The following is a 17,240-nucleotide window of genomic DNA, read 5'->3' as shown; positions in this document are numbered from 1 at the left end:
TTAGGCAAATGCAGCGTAGTACATAATTTGTTGATCTTCGCTGCATTTGCCTAACAGCTAACAGCTAATGGCTAACAGCTGAAAAATGGCTAAGAGCTGAGAAAATTAAGATTTCTGCGGATACCGGCGAACTTGCTTCGCTTAAGGGGGGAGTGGCGGAAGATGTTTTTAAATGCTTCTTCTGTCAGCTCTTCCCAATCCCGGGTAGAAAAGTTGAGTATGGCTGGTACTGGTGTAAATTCCGCCTCCTGGTGTGCCTTGGAGAAACGATTCCACGGACATACGTCCTGGCAGGTATCACAACCAAACATCCAGTCGTCAAACTGTCCCTTCATCTTATCAGGTATCAGCTGATCTTTCAGCTCTATCGTAAAGTAAGAAATACATTTACTGCCATCTACCACTCCCGGTGCTACCAGCGCTTCCGTAGGACAGGCGTCCAGGCAGCGGGTACAGGATCCGCAATAGTCGGCCACAGGGCCATCATACTCCAGTTCAATATCTGTAATGAGGGTGGCAATGAAGAAAAATGAACCTGCCTGTTTGTGGATCAGGTTCCCGTTTTTTCCTATCCAGCCAAGACCGCTACGCCTGGCCCAGGCACGCTCCAACACCGGCGCCGAGTCCACAAACCCACGTCCCTGCACGGGACCGATACGTTCCTGCATGCGCAGTAACATCGTTTTCAACCTGGCCCGGATTACCTCATGATAATCATGTCCATAAGCATACTTGGAAATACGCGGCGCATCCTCCCGCTGTAGCTTGGAAGGAAAATAGTTAAACAACAGCGTAATCACGGATTGGGCACCATCTACCAGCTTACGGGGGTCTATCCGCTTGTCGAAGTGGTTCTCCATATATTGCATGTTGCCGTGCATACCCTTATTCAGCCAGGTTTCCAGCCGCCGCGCGTCATCATCCAGCTGCACTGCTTTCGCAATGCCGCAGTGATCAAATCCCAACTCTTTTGCCAGCTCTTTTATGAATAAAGTATGCGTCATTACAGCGAAATTACGTGAATTTTTATACCTTAGCCCTGCATATTATCCCTTATGCTATTTAACTGTATGCGTTATACCCTTGTTATGCTTACCTGCCTGGTAAGCAGTTTGTTTTCCCTTTGTGCAGTTGCTCAGGAGGGAGTTAAAATGAAATTCGGAAAAATTTCAAAAGAGGAATTCATCGTAAAAAAATTTGAACAGGACACGGGCGCCCACGCTATCGTGCTCGGTGAAATTGGATCCTCTGTTTTTGAATCAGATGGGAATGATCTGCGACTGGTGTATAAAGTTCACCGCCGCTTTAAAATCGTTGACAAAAACGGCTACGACGTAGCTACTGTAGAGGTTCCGCTATATAAATCCGAAACACAGGAAGAGAAATTGCTGAACCTGAAAGCATCCGCCTATAACCTGGAAAATGGGGAAGTGGTAGAAACGAAAATGGAGAGCAAAAATGTGTTCAGTGATAAACAGGATAAGGCGCTGCTGGTAAAGAAATTTACCCTGCCTGCCGTAAAAGAAGGAACTATCATAGAATATACCTATACCATTGCTTCGCCATATTACCGACACCTGCGGGCCTGGGACTTTCAGGGCGAGTACCCGCGCCTGTGGAGCGAATACAGTGTGTCCATTCCTGAGTATTTTGACTACATGCTCATCCCGCAGGGATATGAGAAGTATGTGGTAAAGACAAAAGATTTCAGTCGTTCTACTTTTACTTTCCGTGATGAATCACGTGGTGCCGGCGGTCCTACTCAAATGGTGACTGTGACACCTAATATTACTACCTATAGATGGGCATTGAAAGATGTGCCGGCTATTCATGATGAAAGTTTTATCACCACCACGGACAACTATATTAACCGGGTAGAGTTTCAGCTGTCGGCCTACAACTGGCCCGATCAGCCACGTAAACCGGTGCAAAGTACCTGGGAAGACCTGATGAAGGATATGATGAAAGATCCGGAAATGGCCGGCGCACTTGATAACAATAACGGCTTCCTGGCTAATACCGTGGAAGACCTGGTAAAAGATGCCAAAACAAACAAGGAAAAAGCACAGAAGATATTTACCTGGGTACGGGATAACTTTACCTGTACCGGTCACCGCGCATTGTGGATGAAAAGATCACTGAAAACTGTCTTCAGCTCAAAGAATGGAAATGTGGCAGAAATAAATATCCTGCTGGTAGCCATGCTGAAAAAAGCAGGGCTCTTTGCTTCGCCCGTAATACTCAGTACCCGCGGCAATGGATATGTGTACCAGTTTTATCCGCTGTATACCCGTTTCAACTATGTAATTGCCAGTGTAAACCTGGGAGACGGATACATTAACCTGGATGCTTCTGAACCGCTGATGGGCTTCTGTAAATTACCGCCGGCCTGCTACAACGGCGCAGCCAGAACAGTGGATGATTTTGCCACACCTGTTTTCCTGGGCGCCGATTCGCTGAATGAACAGAAATTCACCAGCGTAATGTTAGGTAAAATAGAAAATGGTTCCATCAGTGGCTCATTCATGCAACGACCTACGTATTTTGAATCCTATAACGTACGTACCAAAATTAAAGAGAAAAGCCAGGAGGAATACTTTAAAGAAATCGCGAAAGGATATACCGGCGACCTGGAACTGTCAAATAAAGAGGTGGAAGACCTGAAAGAGCTGGAATCACCGGTGATGGTGAAGTACGAATTTAAAATGCAGCTGGGCAATGAAGATGTATTATACATCAACCCGATGCTGGGAGAAGCCTATAAAAACAACCCTTTTAAATCAATGGAACGTAAATTTCCGGTGGAAATGAATAACGTATCCGATGAAGTATATTCCTTTAACATGGATGTGCCGGAAGGGTATGAGGTAGACGAATTACCCAAACCTACTATCGCGAACTTCAATGAACATGAAGGACAATTTCAGTATCTTATTCAGCAACAGGAAAATCATATACAGTTGCGCTGCCGCATAAAATTGAGCAAAGCAAATTTTGAGCCCGAGGATTATAGCACACTGCGTGAGTTTTATGACCTGATAGTAAAAAAACAGGCAGAGCAGATTGTCTTAAAAAAGAAAAAGTAAAGTATGCGCAAGCTGTTAACAATAAGCGTGGGCCTGCTGCTGGCAATAGCCACACAGCCTGCGCTGGCAGGAGAGCCGTTTTATCCCGCTAAAAATATTCCGGCCGCCCTGAAAGAAAATGCACATGTGGTGAAAAGGCTGGATGAAACCACCGTTAAAGTAAATGATCTGTCGGATACGCGTATTACTTATCATTATATTACTACAGTGCTGGATGAAGCCGGCGCTGCAGACGTACATCTGTACGAATACTACGATAAGCTGCGGGAGATCCGCTCTATCAGCGGCGCCTTGTATGATGCTGACGGTGAACTGGTAAAGCGGCTGAAACAAAGCGAAATCAGGGATGTAAGCGCTGTAGATGATGCCAGCCTGATGACAGATGCGCGCATGAAACTGCACCAGTTTTATTATGCCGTATATCCTTATACGGTAGAATATACCGTAGAAGTTCGTTCCGGTAATACCGCCTGGTTACCGCTATGGCAACCGCAGGACGGCATCGACTGCACCGTAGAGCAGAGTAAGCTCACCGTAACAGTGCCATCGGATTATGCATTGCGCTATCGTAGTTATCTCTATAATGGAGAACCAGTAGCAACAACGGATAAAAATATAAAAACCTATGCCTGGGAAGTAAAGCAGTTGGCAGCATTGAAGTCGGAAGTGAACCCGGACGAATTTTATCGTCGCACCCCCAGCGTTTTCCTGGCGTCAACGGATTTTGAACTGGAACGCTACAAAGGTAATATGAGCACCTGGAAGGATTTTGGCACTTTCGTATATAAACTGAATGAAGGAAGAGATGTGCTGCCGGATAACATAAAAGCGAAAGTACAGGAACTAACCAAAGGCATCAGCAGCCGCGCGGAAAAAATAAAGGTGCTCTATAAATTCATGCAACAGAATAACCGCTATATCAGTATTCAACTGGGAATAGGCGGCTGGCAAACCTTTGAGGCTACCGCTGTGGCAGCAAAAGGCTATGGCGATTGTAAGGCGCTGTCTAATTATATGATGGCATTATTAAAAGAAGCAGGTATCAAATCCAATTGTGTGCTGGTGAAAGCCGGTCCCAATGCACATACTATCCGGGAGGATTTTCCATCGTTCCAGTTTAATCACGTAATCCTTTGTATACCGGATGCAAAAGATACCACCTGGCTGGAATGTACCAGTAACACAATGCCCGTGGGGTATTTGGGTGCTTTTACAGACAACAGACCGGTACTGTTGATAGATGAAAAAGAAAGTAAACTGATACGCACCCCCTTTTATGGAATGGACTGTAATGAACAACTCCGTACCGTTTCCGCTTTGGTGGATTCCAGCGGTAACATTGATATCAGTGCTGTCACCATTCATAGTGGATTGCAGCAGGACGGGCTACATAGCATGATTCATGAGCTGAGCGAAGAAAAGCAACTGGAGGCCCTGCGGAAAGGATTGGACCTTTCCAGTTACGATATCACAGGTTATCGCTGTAAAGAACTGGGTACCGTCATTCCTTCTATTGAGGAGAAGATACAGATCAAAGGACATAACTATGCTACGGTAACGGGTAAACGAATGTTCCTGGTGCCTGATATACTCTCCCGTGGAGGCATGAAGCTGGATGCGGAAGAAGCCCGTAAATCGGAGATTAAATTTAATTATGCATACCGGGATATCGACACGGTAAATATTACATTGCCTCCTGGCTATCAGCCGGAATCATTGCCGGCAGGGGTAACGGTGTCAGGAAAGTTCGGCACTTACAGCAGTACCATTGTATTGAAAGGAAATACGTTAAACTATATACGAAAAATGGAACAGAAGGCGGGCGTGTTTCCGGCGACTGATTTCCCGGAACTCGTAAAGTTTTATGCCACGATATACAGGGCAGACAGAAGTCGGCTGGTGCTGGTGAAGCAGTAACAAAAATTACGAATTACGAATTACGTGAGTCGTAATTCATAATTCGTAATTCGTAATTTTTTTCTTTATTTCTCTCTCACGCTAACAGATATATGTCTGTCTTTTTTCTTTTCTTCATCAGAAGCAGTAGCCGCAGCCTTGGCGAATTGTGAACCATATCCTTCTGCACCAAGTAGCTGTGCACTATTCGTATTGTTTTTCTTCAGTGAAGTAACTACGGATTCTGCACGTTCTTTGGAAAGACGCAGATTGGCAGTGCTGTCACCGGTACGATCGGTATAGCCACCTATTTTTATTTTGGCTTTTGGAAATGCCTTCATGATTGCCGCGATGTTACCCACCTGTTTCATACTTTCTTCTGTGAGTTCAGCGCTGCCGGTTTTGAAATTCAGGTTATCGAAATCAAACCATACATCTTTGCCGGCTTTACGGGTATCATCTTTCAGGAATGTTACGAGCTGATCTTCTATACCTCCTTTATATGCATCCAGTACAGTGCCGTCTGGGAGGGTTACTTTAATGCTTTCACGGGTTACTACCGGACCACCTGGGGTAACGTTCATAGTAGCAGAATCGGCCAGCTGGCTGGTAGTTACACTATCGCTCACCGGCATGGTGCCTGGTTTGTTACCACCACAACCGCGCATCAGGTACCACAGTAAAATGATGGCGACTAATATCAGGAGTAACGACCAAACCCAGCGATTACTGGTGGGAGCTGGTTTTATATTTACCGCACCGCCGGTAGTAGTGGCGGTATCGCCGGTAATGCCCAGTTTCTTACCCAGATCACCCAGGTTGGCCAGTCCCAGGATCCCTGCAATGTTTAAGCCACCGGGAATAGCCCCCAGTATTTTATCTTTTTGAGAATCCAGTAAAGAAAGAAAGGAATTAGGCGAAAGATTGTTTTGTGCTGCATACTGACCTACCGTGCCCAGCGTGGCCGGCGTAGCTGATGCCATCAGCGTACTGGCAGACGATTCTTTAATACCGGCAAAAGAGGCCAGCATACCAATAAGAGCGTTCACCTTGTCGCCAAACAGGCTACGTAGCAAATCTGCCCCTTTACCAACCAAACCTCCCGCTCCACCCTGCAGGGCACCAGTGATGGCAGATGGATTGGCATCCCCCGCTACCCCTTTTACCATGTCAAGTAAACCGCCGGCACTTCCGGAAGATCCTGCCTTGCTGAGCAGGCCGCCTAAGATGACCGGTACAATACCACTTAAGGCTTTCTGAATGCCCCCCTCGCTCTCTCCGAGTTGTGAGGAAGCCTGACTAACTACATTGTTGTTGAAAATACTTTTAGCGCTTTCCAGTAAGTCGAAAGACATAATTGTAGGGTTTAATGATGATGAATGTATTGATCGGTTTTGATTCTCAATCATCCGGCTCTTAGCAGGAACAGACAGACGTATGTTACAGGAAATTGTATAACAACAGAGTCACCCGCGTTGTTTGAATCGCTTAATAATTACTATAAGATATCAATTTTGATATATAACGAATTATAAATAAGATGTTGATTTATAGTGAGATGTATACCTTTTTTTGCTTTTCCTTTGGTCCGGCAGCCATTTTTTCGTACCTTCGCCGTGCTTTACGCATTTTTTCGACTGTTTAATGTGCCTTCCGTGCACGATGCAATACGCTATAACAGTCAATATTTATTGGATTTGATCATTTGTCGGGCCACATCGCGCCCGGTTTCCCTTTCCGGCTAGCTGTTTTATGCAGTTGCATGCACATAGGATTCCTATGTCGCCAGGAAAAAGATCAGCTTAAACATATTTGAAAATTAATAACTATGATTAAACCATCATCGTATTGGTTTTTGCTATGCTTACTGCTTCTCTTGCCGAGTATGCTTGTTGTTGCACAGGATAGTACCGAAACCAAAAAGGATAAGCCCACCTTTCATATAGGCGGAGCCCTGCGCTTTAATTACAACCTCTCTTCCTGGAAAAAGGAACAGGTAAAACGCGGTGGTGATTTTGGCTTCGATATGTTCCGCGTAAATGCAGGTGCCTCCTGGAAAAGGCTATCCCTACATGCAGAATATCGCTTTTATTCGAAAGATTTTGGCGGCAGTATGCTGAAAGAAGGTTATGTACGCTATCATTTCAATGACAGCACACAGGTAGATATCGGTCTTACACAAGTGCCCTTTGGTAATCAAACCTATAACTCGCATAGCTGGTTCTTTAACCTGCCTTATTATGTAGGTAAGGAAGATGATTATGATATGGGGATTAAGTTCGAACGCCGTAATCCCCACTGGGTATACCAACTGGCCTTTTTTAAAAATGCAGAAGAACTAAACTTCGGCGACAAAACGGAAATTGACCCGGGTCGCTACAGTTACGATGCGGCAGGCAGAAATAAAGAAGTGAATCAGGGTAACGCCCGCACGGAGTATTTTTTTAATGAGCATAACAGTATAGGCGCTTCCGTTATGCTGGGTGGTTTGTATAATATTCCCTCCGGTAATATGGGGAGCCACTGGGGCGCCGCTTTACATAGTAATCTGAACTGGCGGAGATGGAATCTTAAATTCCAGTCTATGTATTACCGGTATAACGTGGCCGACTCTACGCAGTTTGAAAAAGCGGTGGATATGGCTGCCTATGGCTCCGCTTACCAGGTGGCCGCCCGCAGTTTTCTGCATACCGCTTCACTGGCATATACGGAACCGGTGAACTGGGGGCCCATTAGCGCACTCACTTTTTATAACGATTACTCCTATATGCATAAACCGGAAACCGGTTTTGCAGACACACAAATGAATGTACTCGGCTGTATGATAACGGCAGGACACATTTTTACCTATATCGACTGGGCCGCCGGAAAGAACCAACCCTGGCTGGGTCCCGTATGGACAGATGCCCTTGCGGCCGGCGATAGCCAGGCCAAATGGCACAGTCGATTCAACATAAATATTGGCTACTATTTTTAACAAAAGCCTTAGCCGGTTAACAGCTAAAACTATTCAACAATGCCTAAACTTCAAATCGATAATCTGACCCTCATCTTTGGCCGCGAACGTAACACGGCGCTGCAACTGCTGAAGGAAGGTAAAAGCAAAGCCGACATACTGGAAGCCACCGGTTGCACTGTGGCTGTAAAAAATGCATCTTTCCAGATTGAGAAAGGAGAATTTTTTGTGATCATGGGCCTCTCCGGTAGCGGCAAGTCAAGTCTCCTGCGCTGCTTAAACCGCCTGATAGAACCTACAGATGGTGATATTTTATTCAACGGTACCAACATTACTGAACTGAATGAAGCCGCCCTGCAACAAACACGCAGAAAGGAAATTTCCATGGTGTTCCAGAAGTTCGGTCTCCTGCCACACCGCACCGTACTTGAAAATATTGCTTTTGGCCTGGAACTGCAGGGCATGTCCCTGCCGGAAAGAACGGCCAAAGCCGTTGGTGTAGTGGAGCTCGTGGGACTTAAAGGATATGAACAGATGCTGCCGTCAGAACTATCTGGTGGGATGCAGCAACGTGTAGGCCTCGCCCGTGCACTGGCCAACGATCCGGAAGTACTGCTCATGGATGAAGCCTTTTCTGCACTGGATCCGCTGATCCGCACGCAGATGCAGGATGAGCTGCTGGATCTGCAGGAGAAAATGCACAAAACCATCATCTTCATTACACACGACCTCGATGAAGCGATTCGTCTTGGTGACCGCATCGCTATCATGAAAGATGGAGAAGTGATACAAATTGGTACCCCCGAAGAAATCCTGACGGCACCGGCAAATGATTATGTGTCTTCTTTCGTGGAAAAAGTTGACCGTAAAACCATTATCACCGCCTCTTCTATGATGGATACCAAACCTACCATGGCAGTATTCCGTAAAGACGGACCGGAAGGGAGCCTTCGTAAAATGCGCGCTACCGGCCTCGATATCCTGCCTGCAGTAACTGTAGATAAGCACTTCCTGGGCTTTGTATATCTCCGTGAAATACTGGAAGTGAAAAAGCGGGGCGATAAAACAATTGAAGCAGTCATTCACCGCGATGTGCCGGTAGCTTACCCTGATACAACGGTAGAACAGATGTTGCCTTTTATTGCCGAAACAGATAAGCCGGTGGCAGTAGTAGATCCGCAGAATAATAAATTGCTGGGTCTCATCTCACAAACATCCCTGATTATTGAAACCACAGGTAATCAGCCTGTATAACCCCGGCGAATAAACGAAAATAAGATATGATTAAAATAGGAAAATATATAGAACAATTCATCAACTGGCTTACCCACAACTGCGGCCCCTTCTTTAAAACGGTCAAAGTAGGTGTGGAGGCAATGGTCAACAGTGTGCAATGGCTGCTCACTTTTACCCCCTTTTATGTCGTGATTGCTTTACTCGCCATCCTCGCATGGAGACGTGCCGGCTGGGGAGTAGGCGTAATGACCCTCCTGGGCCTCGGTTTGATCTATGGTATGGGTTACTGGGGACAAACCATGGAAACACTCGCATTGATCCTTGTATCGGCCGCAATTGCCTTATTAATAGGTATTCCATTAGGGATCTGGGCTGCTAAAAATAAAACTGCCGGTAAAATTATGCGTCCGCTGATGGACTTTATGCAAACTATGCCGGCTTTCGTATACCTCATCCCCGCAGTATTATTCTTCGGACTGGGAAAAGTACCGGGCGTCTTTGCCACCATCATCTTTGCGATGCCACCGGCGGTACGCTTAACCACACTCGGGATCAAACAGGTACCGGAAGATATTGTGGAAGCTACCCGCTCTTTTGGTGCCACTTCCAGGCAACTGCTCTTTAAGGTAGAATTACCACTGGCCATGCCAACACTGCTGGCAGGCGTAAACCAAACGATTATGATGGCATTGTCTATGGTCGTGATCTCCGCCATGATTGCCGCCGGCGGACTAGGAGAAGTAGTACTGAAAGGTATCACCCAGCTGAAAATAGGACTGGGCTTCGAAGGTGGTATTGCCGTGGTGATCCTGGCTATCATCCTGGACCGCATCACGCAATCATTCGGAAAAAGAAAACAACGCGCTAACAACTAAAACCAGCTGATATGAAAAAGATATTATTATTCGCACTGGCTGCCCTGGTAACAGTCATTACTGCCTGCAATTCCGGTGCGCAGAACGGAGATAAAAAAATTACCATCGCCTATGTAAACTGGGCAGAAGGTGTGGCGATGACACAACTGGCTAAAAGCATCCTGGAACAGAAAGGCTACCACGTAACCTTGAAGAATGCAGATGTGGCGCCTGTATTTGCCGCTGTGGCAGGAGGGGATGCGGATGTATTCCTGGATACCTGGATGCCCGTGACGCATCATAACTATATGGAAAATTTCGGCCAGAAAGTAACGGTACTGAATACCAATTTCGAAGGCGCTAAGATAGGCCTGGTAGTACCGGACTACGTGACTATTAAAAGTATCGATGAACTCAATGCTGTAAAAGATAAATTCGAAGGCCACATCGTAGGCATCGATGCGGGTGCCGGTATCATGGGCAAAGCAGAAGACGCTGTGAAGGCCTATGCACTGGATTATCAGTTGCAGTCTTCCAGCGAAGCGGCTATGATGGCCACCCTGAAGAAAAGTATGGATGAAAAACAACCGGTAGTGGTAACCGGGTGGGCGCCACACTGGATGTTTTCCCGCTATAAACTCCGTTTCCTGGAAGATCCGAAACAGGTATTTGGAGAAACAGAAAAAATTCAAACTATCGCCAATAACGAATTCAGTATATCCGACACCGTGGCCGTTAATTTCTTTCGTAAGTTTCAGCTGAACAGTGAACAACTGGGCTCCCTGATGGGCGCTATGGCAGATGCTGATGGTAACGAAGAAGCTGCGGTGAAGGAATGGATGAAGAACAACCAGGAGCTGGTGAAAAGCTGGGATTAAATCGCAATAGAGCACCAAGCACAAAGCAAAAAGCAAAAAGCTATGATAGCGGATGATCAACCGCTATCATAGCTTTTTGCTTTTTGCCTTCTGCCTTCTGCTCGTGAAAAAATAGCAGTTACCAGGCTACTTTTCTGCTAAAAATGCAGTAATACTTTGTTTTATATGTCATAATTACCGGTTATAGAACATTGGATCACGGTTTGTTGTTACCTAAGCACGTTTGAGAACATCAAAAAAAGGAGCAAAATAAGCAGATATGAACTTGAATAATTTCACTATAAAATCGCAGGAAATACTGCAACAGGCACAACAACTGGCTTTTAATAATCAAAACCAGTCTATTGAAACAGGACACCTTCTAAAAGCCTTATTAAATGACGAAGATAGTCCCATTGAATACTTACTGAAGAAGAATGATGTCAACACTACTTTTGTTAACAGTAAACTCAATGAACAGATAAATAAATACCCCCGCATGGCTGCCGGCGAAGGCGGTCAATCTCTGAGCCGGGACGCCAACAATGTAATATTACGGGCAGGCGCGGCTATCAAGGAATTTAAAGATGAATTTGTAAGCGTAGAGCATTTGCTGCTGGGCATCCTCGGTGGTAATGATGATACCGCTAAACTGTTAAAAGATGCCGGTCTTACAGAGAAAGGACTTAAAACAGCGATCAAAGAACTGCGTAAAGGCGATACTGTCAACTCACAAAGTGGCGGTAATCAATATAATACCCTGCAAAAGTATGCGAAGAACCTCAACGAAATGGCCAGGGAAGGCAAGCTCGACCCGGTAATTGGTCGTGATGAGGAAATCCGCAGAACCTTGCATATCCTTTCCCGCAGATCTAAAAACAATCCTATCCTGGTGGGTGAACCTGGTGTTGGTAAAACCGCCATCGTGGAAGGGCTGGGCCACCGTATCATCAATGGTGATGTACCGGAAAACCTGAAATCAAAAATCATTTATGCGCTCGACATGGGTGCGTTAATGGCAGGCGCCAAGTACCGCGGTGAGTTTGAAGAAAGACTGAAAGGTGTGGTAAAAGAAGTAGCGGAAAGCAATGGAGAAATCATTCTCTTCATAGATGAAATCCACACCCTGATAGGTGCCGGTGCTATGGAAGGCGCCATGGATGCTGCTAATATCCTGAAGCCTGCGCTGGCAAGAGGAGAACTCCGCGCGATCGGTGCCACCACCCTCAATGAATACCAGAAATATTTTGAGAAAGATAAAGCCCTCGAAAGACGTTTCCAGAAAGTACTGGTAGACGAGCCTTCCGTGGAAGATGCCATCTCCATTTTACGTGGACTGAAGGAGAAATATGAAAGTCACCACCATGTACTGATCAAAGATGAAGCGATCATTGCAGCGGTAGAATTATCACATCGCTATATCACCGACCGTTTTTTACCGGACAAGGCGATTGACCTCATTGATGAAAGTGCAGCGAAGCTCAGGCTGGAAATGAATTCCATGCCGGAAGAGCTGGATGAACTGGAAAGAAGAATCAGGCAGCTGGAAATTGAAAGAGAAGCCATCAAGCGGGAAAACGATGAAGATAAGTTGCGTGAGCTGAAAGAGGAAATAGCGAGGCTGAGTGAAGAACGTAACACCTTCAAAGCAAAATGGCAGGCAGAGAAAGAAGTAGTGGACCAGATCCAGAATGCTAAATCAGCGATTGAAAACCTGAAGCTGGAAGCCGAACAGGCAGAGCGGAACGGGGACTTTGGCCGTGTAGCCGAAATCCGGTATGGTAAAGTGAAGGAGCAGGAAAAACTGGTCATCGATCTGACAGAAGAATTGAATAAAATATCTGCTAATCATAAACGTCTTCTTAAAGAGGAAGTAGACGCAGAAGACATCGCGGAAAACGTAGCCAAGGCTACCGGTATCCCGGTATCTAAAATGATGCAGAGTGAAAAAGATAAATTACTGCACCTGGAAGATGAGCTGCATCAGCGGGTAATAGGTCAGGACGAAGCAATTATCGCTGTATCTGATGCTATACGCCGCAGCCGCGCAGGATTGCAGGATCCCCGCCGGCCTATCGGGTCCTTCATTTTCCTCGGTACTACCGGGGTGGGTAAAACAGAGCTGGCCAAAGCATTGGCAGAGTACCTGTTTGACGATGAAAACATGATGACCCGTATAGACATGAGTGAGTACCAGGAAAAACACTCTGTGAGCCGCCTGGTAGGTGCACCTCCGGGATACGTGGGATATGATGAAGGTGGACAACTCACAGAAGCCGTACGCCGTAAACCTTATTCCGTGATCCTGCTGGATGAAATAGAAAAAGCACATCCGGATACCTTTAACATTTTGTTGCAGGTATTAGACGATGGGCGCTTAACGGATAACAAGGGTCGGGTGGTGAATTTTAAGAACACCATCATCATCATGACCAGCAACATGGGTAGTCATATTATCCAGGAAAACTTTGAAAACATCAACGATGCCAACAGGGAAGAGATCGTAGATAAGACGAAAGAGGAGGTAATGACCCTGCTGAAACAAACCATCCGTCCGGAGTTCCTGAACAGGATAGACGAGGTAATTATGTTCCAGCCGTTGATGAGAAATGAAATTAAGGGAATAATTAACATTCAGTTACAACAGCTGAAGGATATGGTAGCGAAAAATGGCATGATATTGGAATTTTCAGATTATGCGCTCGAATACCTTTCCGTTCAGGGTTATGACCCGCAGTTTGGTGCAAGACCATTGAAACGCCTGATCCAGAAGGAAATCATTAACCTCTTAAGTAAGAAGATTCTTGGAGGTGATATTGATAAATCCAAACCAGTGCTGATAGATGTGTTTGATGGCGTAGTAGTAATCAGAAACAATTAATTCTAAATACGACGATACATAGTTAACGATAAGCCCCGCGATTCTTCGCGGGGCTTTTTTATGCATTGTTTTCGCAGCGCCTTGCTGCAGGTATTGTCGATAGCTTTTCCTAAATTTGAATGAATCAAAATAGTCATTGTATGCCGGGAGAAAGAGAAAGAAGATTTATGCAGCATGCCATTGCTTTATCCCGTAAGGGCATGGAAAATGGTGAAGGCGGACCTTTTGGAGCTATTGTAGTAAGAGGAGAGGAGATTGTGGGAGAAGGCTGGAACCAGGTACTTGCGGATACAGATCCCACAGCACATGCAGAAGTGGTAGCGATACGACAGGCCTGCAAAAAGTTAGGTACTTTCCAACTACAGGATTGTGAAATCTATACTTCCTGTGAACCGTGCCCCATGTGTTTAGGTGCTATCTACTGGGCCAGACCACTGCGCGTATACTATGCCAATACCAAGGAAGATGCGGCTGCTATTGATTTTGATGATTCATTTATTTACAGGGAAATAGCAGAAGACCATGCCCATAAAAAAATTCCGCTGATTGCGATGCCGGATAAAGCAGCTTTGGAGGTTTTCCATGATTGGAAAGAACGGGGAGACAGAACGTTATATTAGAAACAGCTGTTAGCAGTTAGCTTTTAGCTGTTAGCAAAATGCAGCGGAGATAGATGTATGATTTTTAGCTTTTAGGCATTAGCTTTTAGCTATTAGTAAATGCAGCGAATAACATCATGTGTTTATCTCCGCTGCATTTGCTAATAGCTAAAAGCTAATGCCTAACAGCTGAAAAGTGATATGCCCAGAATAGGGCCAGCAGTAGAAAGAGGATACTGAGAATGATAACGGTGAGGTATATATTATTATCCGCTTTTCTTCTGGTCCGGTAACGTTTACGTAATTTTTTAAGAAGATCCCATTTCATCTCAATGATCCATCCGGGTATCTTTTCCTTATCTTTTATAGCAGCCAGACCTTCCAGTGCATCACTACAAAGCTCGCAGTCGGCCAGGTGCATTTCTACCTCATGTTGTTCTTCAGCAGTCAGCTTACCCTGCACGTAGTCCAGCAGCTGCTGTTGTGTAGGACAGCCTGTAGTTACAAAGATATCGTTGAAATGCTCGTTCATATCACTATTGATGCAAATTAACTTTTGTTTGCGCGTTGTTGTTTTTCCAGTAAAAGTTTCAGGTTCCTTTTGCCATTCTGGATATAACTCTTCACCTGTAGCAGGCTATATCCGGTTTGATCAGCAATTTCCTGGTATGATTTCTTTTGCAGGTAAAACAGCTGTACACAAACTTTCTGTTCAGGAACTAACAGGTTCATGGCCTGTTCCATATTTTCCAGCAAGATATCCTTTTCCTGGTATACCCGCTTATCTTCCTCTTCAGCTGCGATGCCACTCATATGTTTGTCGGAAATTTCTTCCTTGTATTTCATATGTTTTTGCCGCAACTGCATCAGGCAGTAATTTTTGGTTACCTGGTAAATCCAGGCCCGGAAAAACTGTATCTCATGTTTGTTGATGTCGGATAACATCTTGAGAAAGATTTGCTGCACGGCGTCGCGTGCATCTTCTTCATTCTTCAGGTATTTCATGCACATACCGAGCAATAGCAAGGCATATCGGTCAAACAGCACACCTATCCAATCACTGTTGTTATCAGCTTTGAACCGTTGCAGTAGCTCCTGGTCTGTTAGTTGTTGTATGTCTGGATTATTCACAGGCTAATAAATGGAATGCTGCATATGAGATGCAGCATTCGCAAAAGTCCATAATATTTTTGATATTTTTTTATTACATGCTATCTAACGCCTGTTGGGCCGCACTTTTCATAGAACCATCCATGCGCACCACTTCCCGGAACATACGGCGGGCTTTACCCATTTGTCCTTTGCTGCGATAGCAGATAGCCAGTTGATAACGCGCCATCTCTACATATTTGCCGGAGCTGACAGATTCAATTCTTCTGTACCGGTCTATTGCTTCACTCAGGTTACCCTGTTGCTGGTATACCATCGCTGCTTTATACAGGTATTCATCGCTGTTGACGGCCGTCACCGGGGCTTCTTTTTTAGGAGGATCCGGTTTGGTATCGGGTTTATCTTCTTTGGGTGCAGGTTTATTATCCGGTTTGGTATCGGGCTTTTTATCCTCTTCTTTTTCTTTGGCTTTATCGGCCGCGGCTTTTTTCAGCGAATCGGCCTGCTTCAGCAAAAGTGCCTGTCGTTTTACGCTGTCTGCCGCCGCTTTCCTTTGCAATGCTTTCAATGCCGCCGCTTTTTTCAGGGCAATGGAATCCGGGTGGGTAGCATTGGCTGCTACAGCTACCAACGGCTTAGCGGGTGTTTCTAATTTATGGGTAACGGGCGGAGGTGCTACTACCGGGTCATTGCTGACAGGAGATACCACCGGGCCGGTTGTAACAGCATTGGTTTGGGCAGAATCCTTTGCAGGCATACTGGCGGCCATGATTCTTACAGGGGGTTGATTCCGCATATGACCACGTAAAACATATATGCTGCCAATACCTAAGCCAATAAAGGCTACCACCCAGAAATAAGTCAGCATATGCTCCTTATTCTTTTCTTTGCGGGTGTATTGCGCTACCTTATGTCCATGTGAAACCGGCTGCACGCTATTGTGTACATAGCGTTGCAGTTTGTTGGTCAGATCCTGATAATTGTCGGTATTCCCTTCTTTTTCCAATGCCTGCAGGGCATCGTAACACAGATCACAATCTGTGAGATGCTGTTCTACCAGATGTCTTTCCACGTCTGTGAGCCTCCCATCCAGATAACGGGGTAGCTGATCTCTGCTGAGGCAACGGATAGCGGAAAAAATCTTTAGTACTTTATCATTATTCGGTTTACTACTTAACATATCCCTGGTTCATAAATAGCTTGGCAAGTTTTCCTTTGGCTGCTTTCAGTTGGGATCTCAACTTTTCCCGTGATAATCCGGTAGATGCTGAAAGGTCTGCAAAAGATTTATTCTCAAGATAAAATTGTGTAATAATGGCTTTGTCGTCTGCCTGTAGCCGTTGTAGGGCTTGTTCCAGCCGGACAATCAGATCCTGCCGGTCGATGATATTGGTAGCAGCTTTGTCCACTGTATTTTCAATATGTAACAAATCTCTTCCATCGCGTGATGGATAAAAAGGTGTATTTTTTTCCGGTTTACCCAGGTATCCTTTCTGTATATGTAAGATCCATTCATTGGCTTTGTAGATAGTCTGCGTTTTAAGACTGGCACTTAATCTTTGTAGCAGGGCGGGAAATACAACATTGGGGTCCAGGTTGGAATTATTACTCAAATGGGGAATGGTAACAGCTACCAGTAAATGACTGTACCTGTCCATCAATACGCCTTCAGCCTCGCGGTCGTTCTGTTTCCTGGCGCGGGATATCAGCTCTTTGTCGGATAAATTGGTTAACTGTTGTTGCATAAACTTATTACTTTATATTT

The 17,240-nt window shown here is 45.4% G+C and carries 14 protein-coding genes; 8 read left to right on the top strand and 6 right to left on the bottom strand.

What is annotated here, in order from left to right:
* Positions 1-89 precede the first annotated feature (89 nt).
* The gene (gene queG / locus AB4Z08_RS12610; RefSeq protein WP_441574094.1) at positions 90-1,004 is read right to left on the bottom strand and encodes a tRNA epoxyqueuosine(34) reductase QueG; all 915 of its coding nucleotides are present in this window, start codon (positions 1,002-1,004) and stop codon (positions 90-92) included.
* Positions 1,005-1,070: 66 nt separating this feature from the next.
* Here queG and AB4Z08_RS12605 point away from each other — a divergent pair, with 66 nt between their 5' ends.
* Together AB4Z08_RS12605 and AB4Z08_RS12600 are read left to right on the top strand one after the other, a co-directional pair.
* On the top strand, positions 1,071-3,086 hold the full coding sequence (locus AB4Z08_RS12605; RefSeq protein ID WP_441574093.1) for a transglutaminase domain-containing protein: 2,016 nt from the start codon (positions 1,071-1,073) through the stop codon (positions 3,084-3,086).
* Between the two features lie 3 nt (positions 3,087-3,089).
* Positions 3,090-5,003, top strand: coding sequence for a DUF3857 domain-containing protein (locus AB4Z08_RS12600; protein WP_441574092.1), 1,914 nt, complete (start codon positions 3,090-3,092; stop codon positions 5,001-5,003).
* A 65-nt stretch (positions 5,004-5,068) separates the two neighbouring features.
* On the opposite strand, the gene AB4Z08_RS12595 is transcribed toward AB4Z08_RS12600, so the two are convergent.
* Positions 5,069-6,337: a DUF937 domain-containing protein gene (locus AB4Z08_RS12595; protein ID WP_441574091.1), complete on the bottom strand. Its 1,269-nt coding sequence runs from the start codon at positions 6,335-6,337 to the stop codon at positions 5,069-5,071.
* 473 nt (positions 6,338-6,810) lie between these two features.
* Here AB4Z08_RS12595 and AB4Z08_RS12590 point away from each other — a divergent pair, with 473 nt between their 5' ends.
* The 6 genes from AB4Z08_RS12590 to AB4Z08_RS12565 all read left to right on the top strand — a co-directional run bounded on the left by AB4Z08_RS12590 (position 6,811) and on the right by AB4Z08_RS12565 (position 14,386).
* Positions 6,811-7,959 (top strand): porin, encoded by a 1,149-nt coding sequence (locus AB4Z08_RS12590; RefSeq protein WP_441574090.1) that lies wholly within the window; start codon positions 6,811-6,813, stop codon positions 7,957-7,959.
* Between the two features lie 39 nt (positions 7,960-7,998).
* On the top strand, positions 7,999-9,192 hold the full coding sequence (locus AB4Z08_RS12585; RefSeq protein WP_441574089.1) for a quaternary amine ABC transporter ATP-binding protein: 1,194 nt from the start codon (positions 7,999-8,001) through the stop codon (positions 9,190-9,192).
* Between the two features lie 26 nt (positions 9,193-9,218).
* Positions 9,219-10,049, top strand: coding sequence for an ABC transporter permease (locus AB4Z08_RS12580; protein WP_441574088.1), 831 nt, complete (start codon positions 9,219-9,221; stop codon positions 10,047-10,049).
* Between the two features lie 11 nt (positions 10,050-10,060).
* A complete protein-coding gene (locus AB4Z08_RS12575; protein ID WP_441574087.1) occupies positions 10,061-10,906 on the top strand; it encodes a glycine betaine ABC transporter substrate-binding protein in 846 nt (281 codons plus the stop codon).
* 259 nt (positions 10,907-11,165) lie between these two features.
* Complete coding sequence (gene clpB, locus AB4Z08_RS12570) at positions 11,166-13,766, top strand: ATP-dependent chaperone ClpB (protein WP_441574086.1); 2,601 nt, start codon at positions 11,166-11,168, stop codon at positions 13,764-13,766.
* Positions 13,767-13,906: 140 nt separating this feature from the next.
* Entirely contained in the window at positions 13,907-14,386 is a 480-nt protein-coding gene (locus AB4Z08_RS12565) for a nucleoside deaminase (RefSeq protein ID WP_441574085.1), read from the top strand.
* 154 nt (positions 14,387-14,540) lie between these two features.
* Here AB4Z08_RS12565 and AB4Z08_RS12560 read toward each other — a convergent pair whose 3' ends face one another.
* The 4 genes from AB4Z08_RS12560 to AB4Z08_RS12545 form a co-directional block, all read right to left on the bottom strand.
* Complete coding sequence (locus tag AB4Z08_RS12560; RefSeq protein ID WP_441574084.1) at positions 14,541-14,897, bottom strand: anti-sigma factor family protein; 357 nt, start codon at positions 14,895-14,897, stop codon at positions 14,541-14,543.
* Positions 14,898-14,914: 17 nt separating this feature from the next.
* Positions 14,915-15,496: an RNA polymerase sigma factor gene (locus AB4Z08_RS12555; RefSeq protein WP_441574083.1), complete on the bottom strand. Its 582-nt coding sequence runs from the start codon at positions 15,494-15,496 to the stop codon at positions 14,915-14,917.
* Positions 15,497-15,569: 73 nt separating this feature from the next.
* Entirely contained in the window at positions 15,570-16,655 is a 1,086-nt protein-coding gene (locus AB4Z08_RS12550) for a zf-HC2 domain-containing protein (RefSeq protein ID WP_441574082.1), read from the bottom strand.
* Positions 16,645-17,220 carry a sigma factor-like helix-turn-helix DNA-binding protein gene (locus tag AB4Z08_RS12545; protein ID WP_441574081.1) on the bottom strand — a complete coding sequence of 192 codons (576 nt, stop codon included), beginning with the start codon at positions 17,218-17,220 and terminating at the stop codon, positions 16,645-16,647. Before AB4Z08_RS12545 ends, AB4Z08_RS12550 begins: the two co-directional genes overlap by 11 nt.
* Between the last annotated feature and the right edge of the window lie 20 nt (positions 17,221-17,240).

It is taken from the genome of Chitinophaga sp. RAB17 (genome assembly GCF_052114225.1).
Classification (GTDB): domain Bacteria; phylum Bacteroidota; class Bacteroidia; order Chitinophagales; family Chitinophagaceae; genus Chitinophaga.
Note: the sequence above shows the minus strand (reverse complement) of the source record. Positions and strands in the feature narration are given on the sequence as shown.

Excerpts from the sequence above, each read along its gene's own strand:
- AB4Z08_RS12580 (WP_441574088.1), top strand. The coding sequence starts at position 9,219 with ATGATTAAAATAGGAAAATATATAGAACAATTCATCAACTGGCTTACC.
- AB4Z08_RS12550 (WP_441574082.1), bottom strand. The coding sequence starts at position 16,655 with ATGTTAAGTAGTAAACCGAATAATGATAAAGTACTAAAGATTTTTTCC.
- AB4Z08_RS12545 (WP_441574081.1), bottom strand. The coding sequence starts at position 17,220 with ATGCAACAACAGTTAACCAATTTATCCGACAAAGAGCTGATATCCCGC.
- AB4Z08_RS12605 (WP_441574093.1), top strand. The coding sequence starts at position 1,071 with ATGCGTTATACCCTTGTTATGCTTACCTGCCTGGTAAGCAGTTTGTTT.
- queG (WP_441574094.1), bottom strand. The coding sequence starts at position 1,004 with ATGACGCATACTTTATTCATAAAAGAGCTGGCAAAAGAGTTGGGATTT.
- AB4Z08_RS12595 (WP_441574091.1), bottom strand. The coding sequence starts at position 6,337 with ATGTCTTTCGACTTACTGGAAAGCGCTAAAAGTATTTTCAACAACAAT.
- AB4Z08_RS12600 (WP_441574092.1), top strand. The coding sequence starts at position 3,090 with ATGCGCAAGCTGTTAACAATAAGCGTGGGCCTGCTGCTGGCAATAGCC.
- AB4Z08_RS12575 (WP_441574087.1), top strand. The coding sequence starts at position 10,061 with ATGAAAAAGATATTATTATTCGCACTGGCTGCCCTGGTAACAGTCATT.
- clpB (WP_441574086.1), top strand. The coding sequence starts at position 11,166 with ATGAACTTGAATAATTTCACTATAAAATCGCAGGAAATACTGCAACAG.
- AB4Z08_RS12585 (WP_441574089.1), top strand. The coding sequence starts at position 7,999 with ATGCCTAAACTTCAAATCGATAATCTGACCCTCATCTTTGGCCGCGAA.
- AB4Z08_RS12565 (WP_441574085.1), top strand. The coding sequence starts at position 13,907 with ATGCCGGGAGAAAGAGAAAGAAGATTTATGCAGCATGCCATTGCTTTA.
- AB4Z08_RS12560 (WP_441574084.1), bottom strand. The coding sequence starts at position 14,897 with ATGAACGAGCATTTCAACGATATCTTTGTAACTACAGGCTGTCCTACA.
- AB4Z08_RS12590 (WP_441574090.1), top strand. The coding sequence starts at position 6,811 with ATGATTAAACCATCATCGTATTGGTTTTTGCTATGCTTACTGCTTCTC.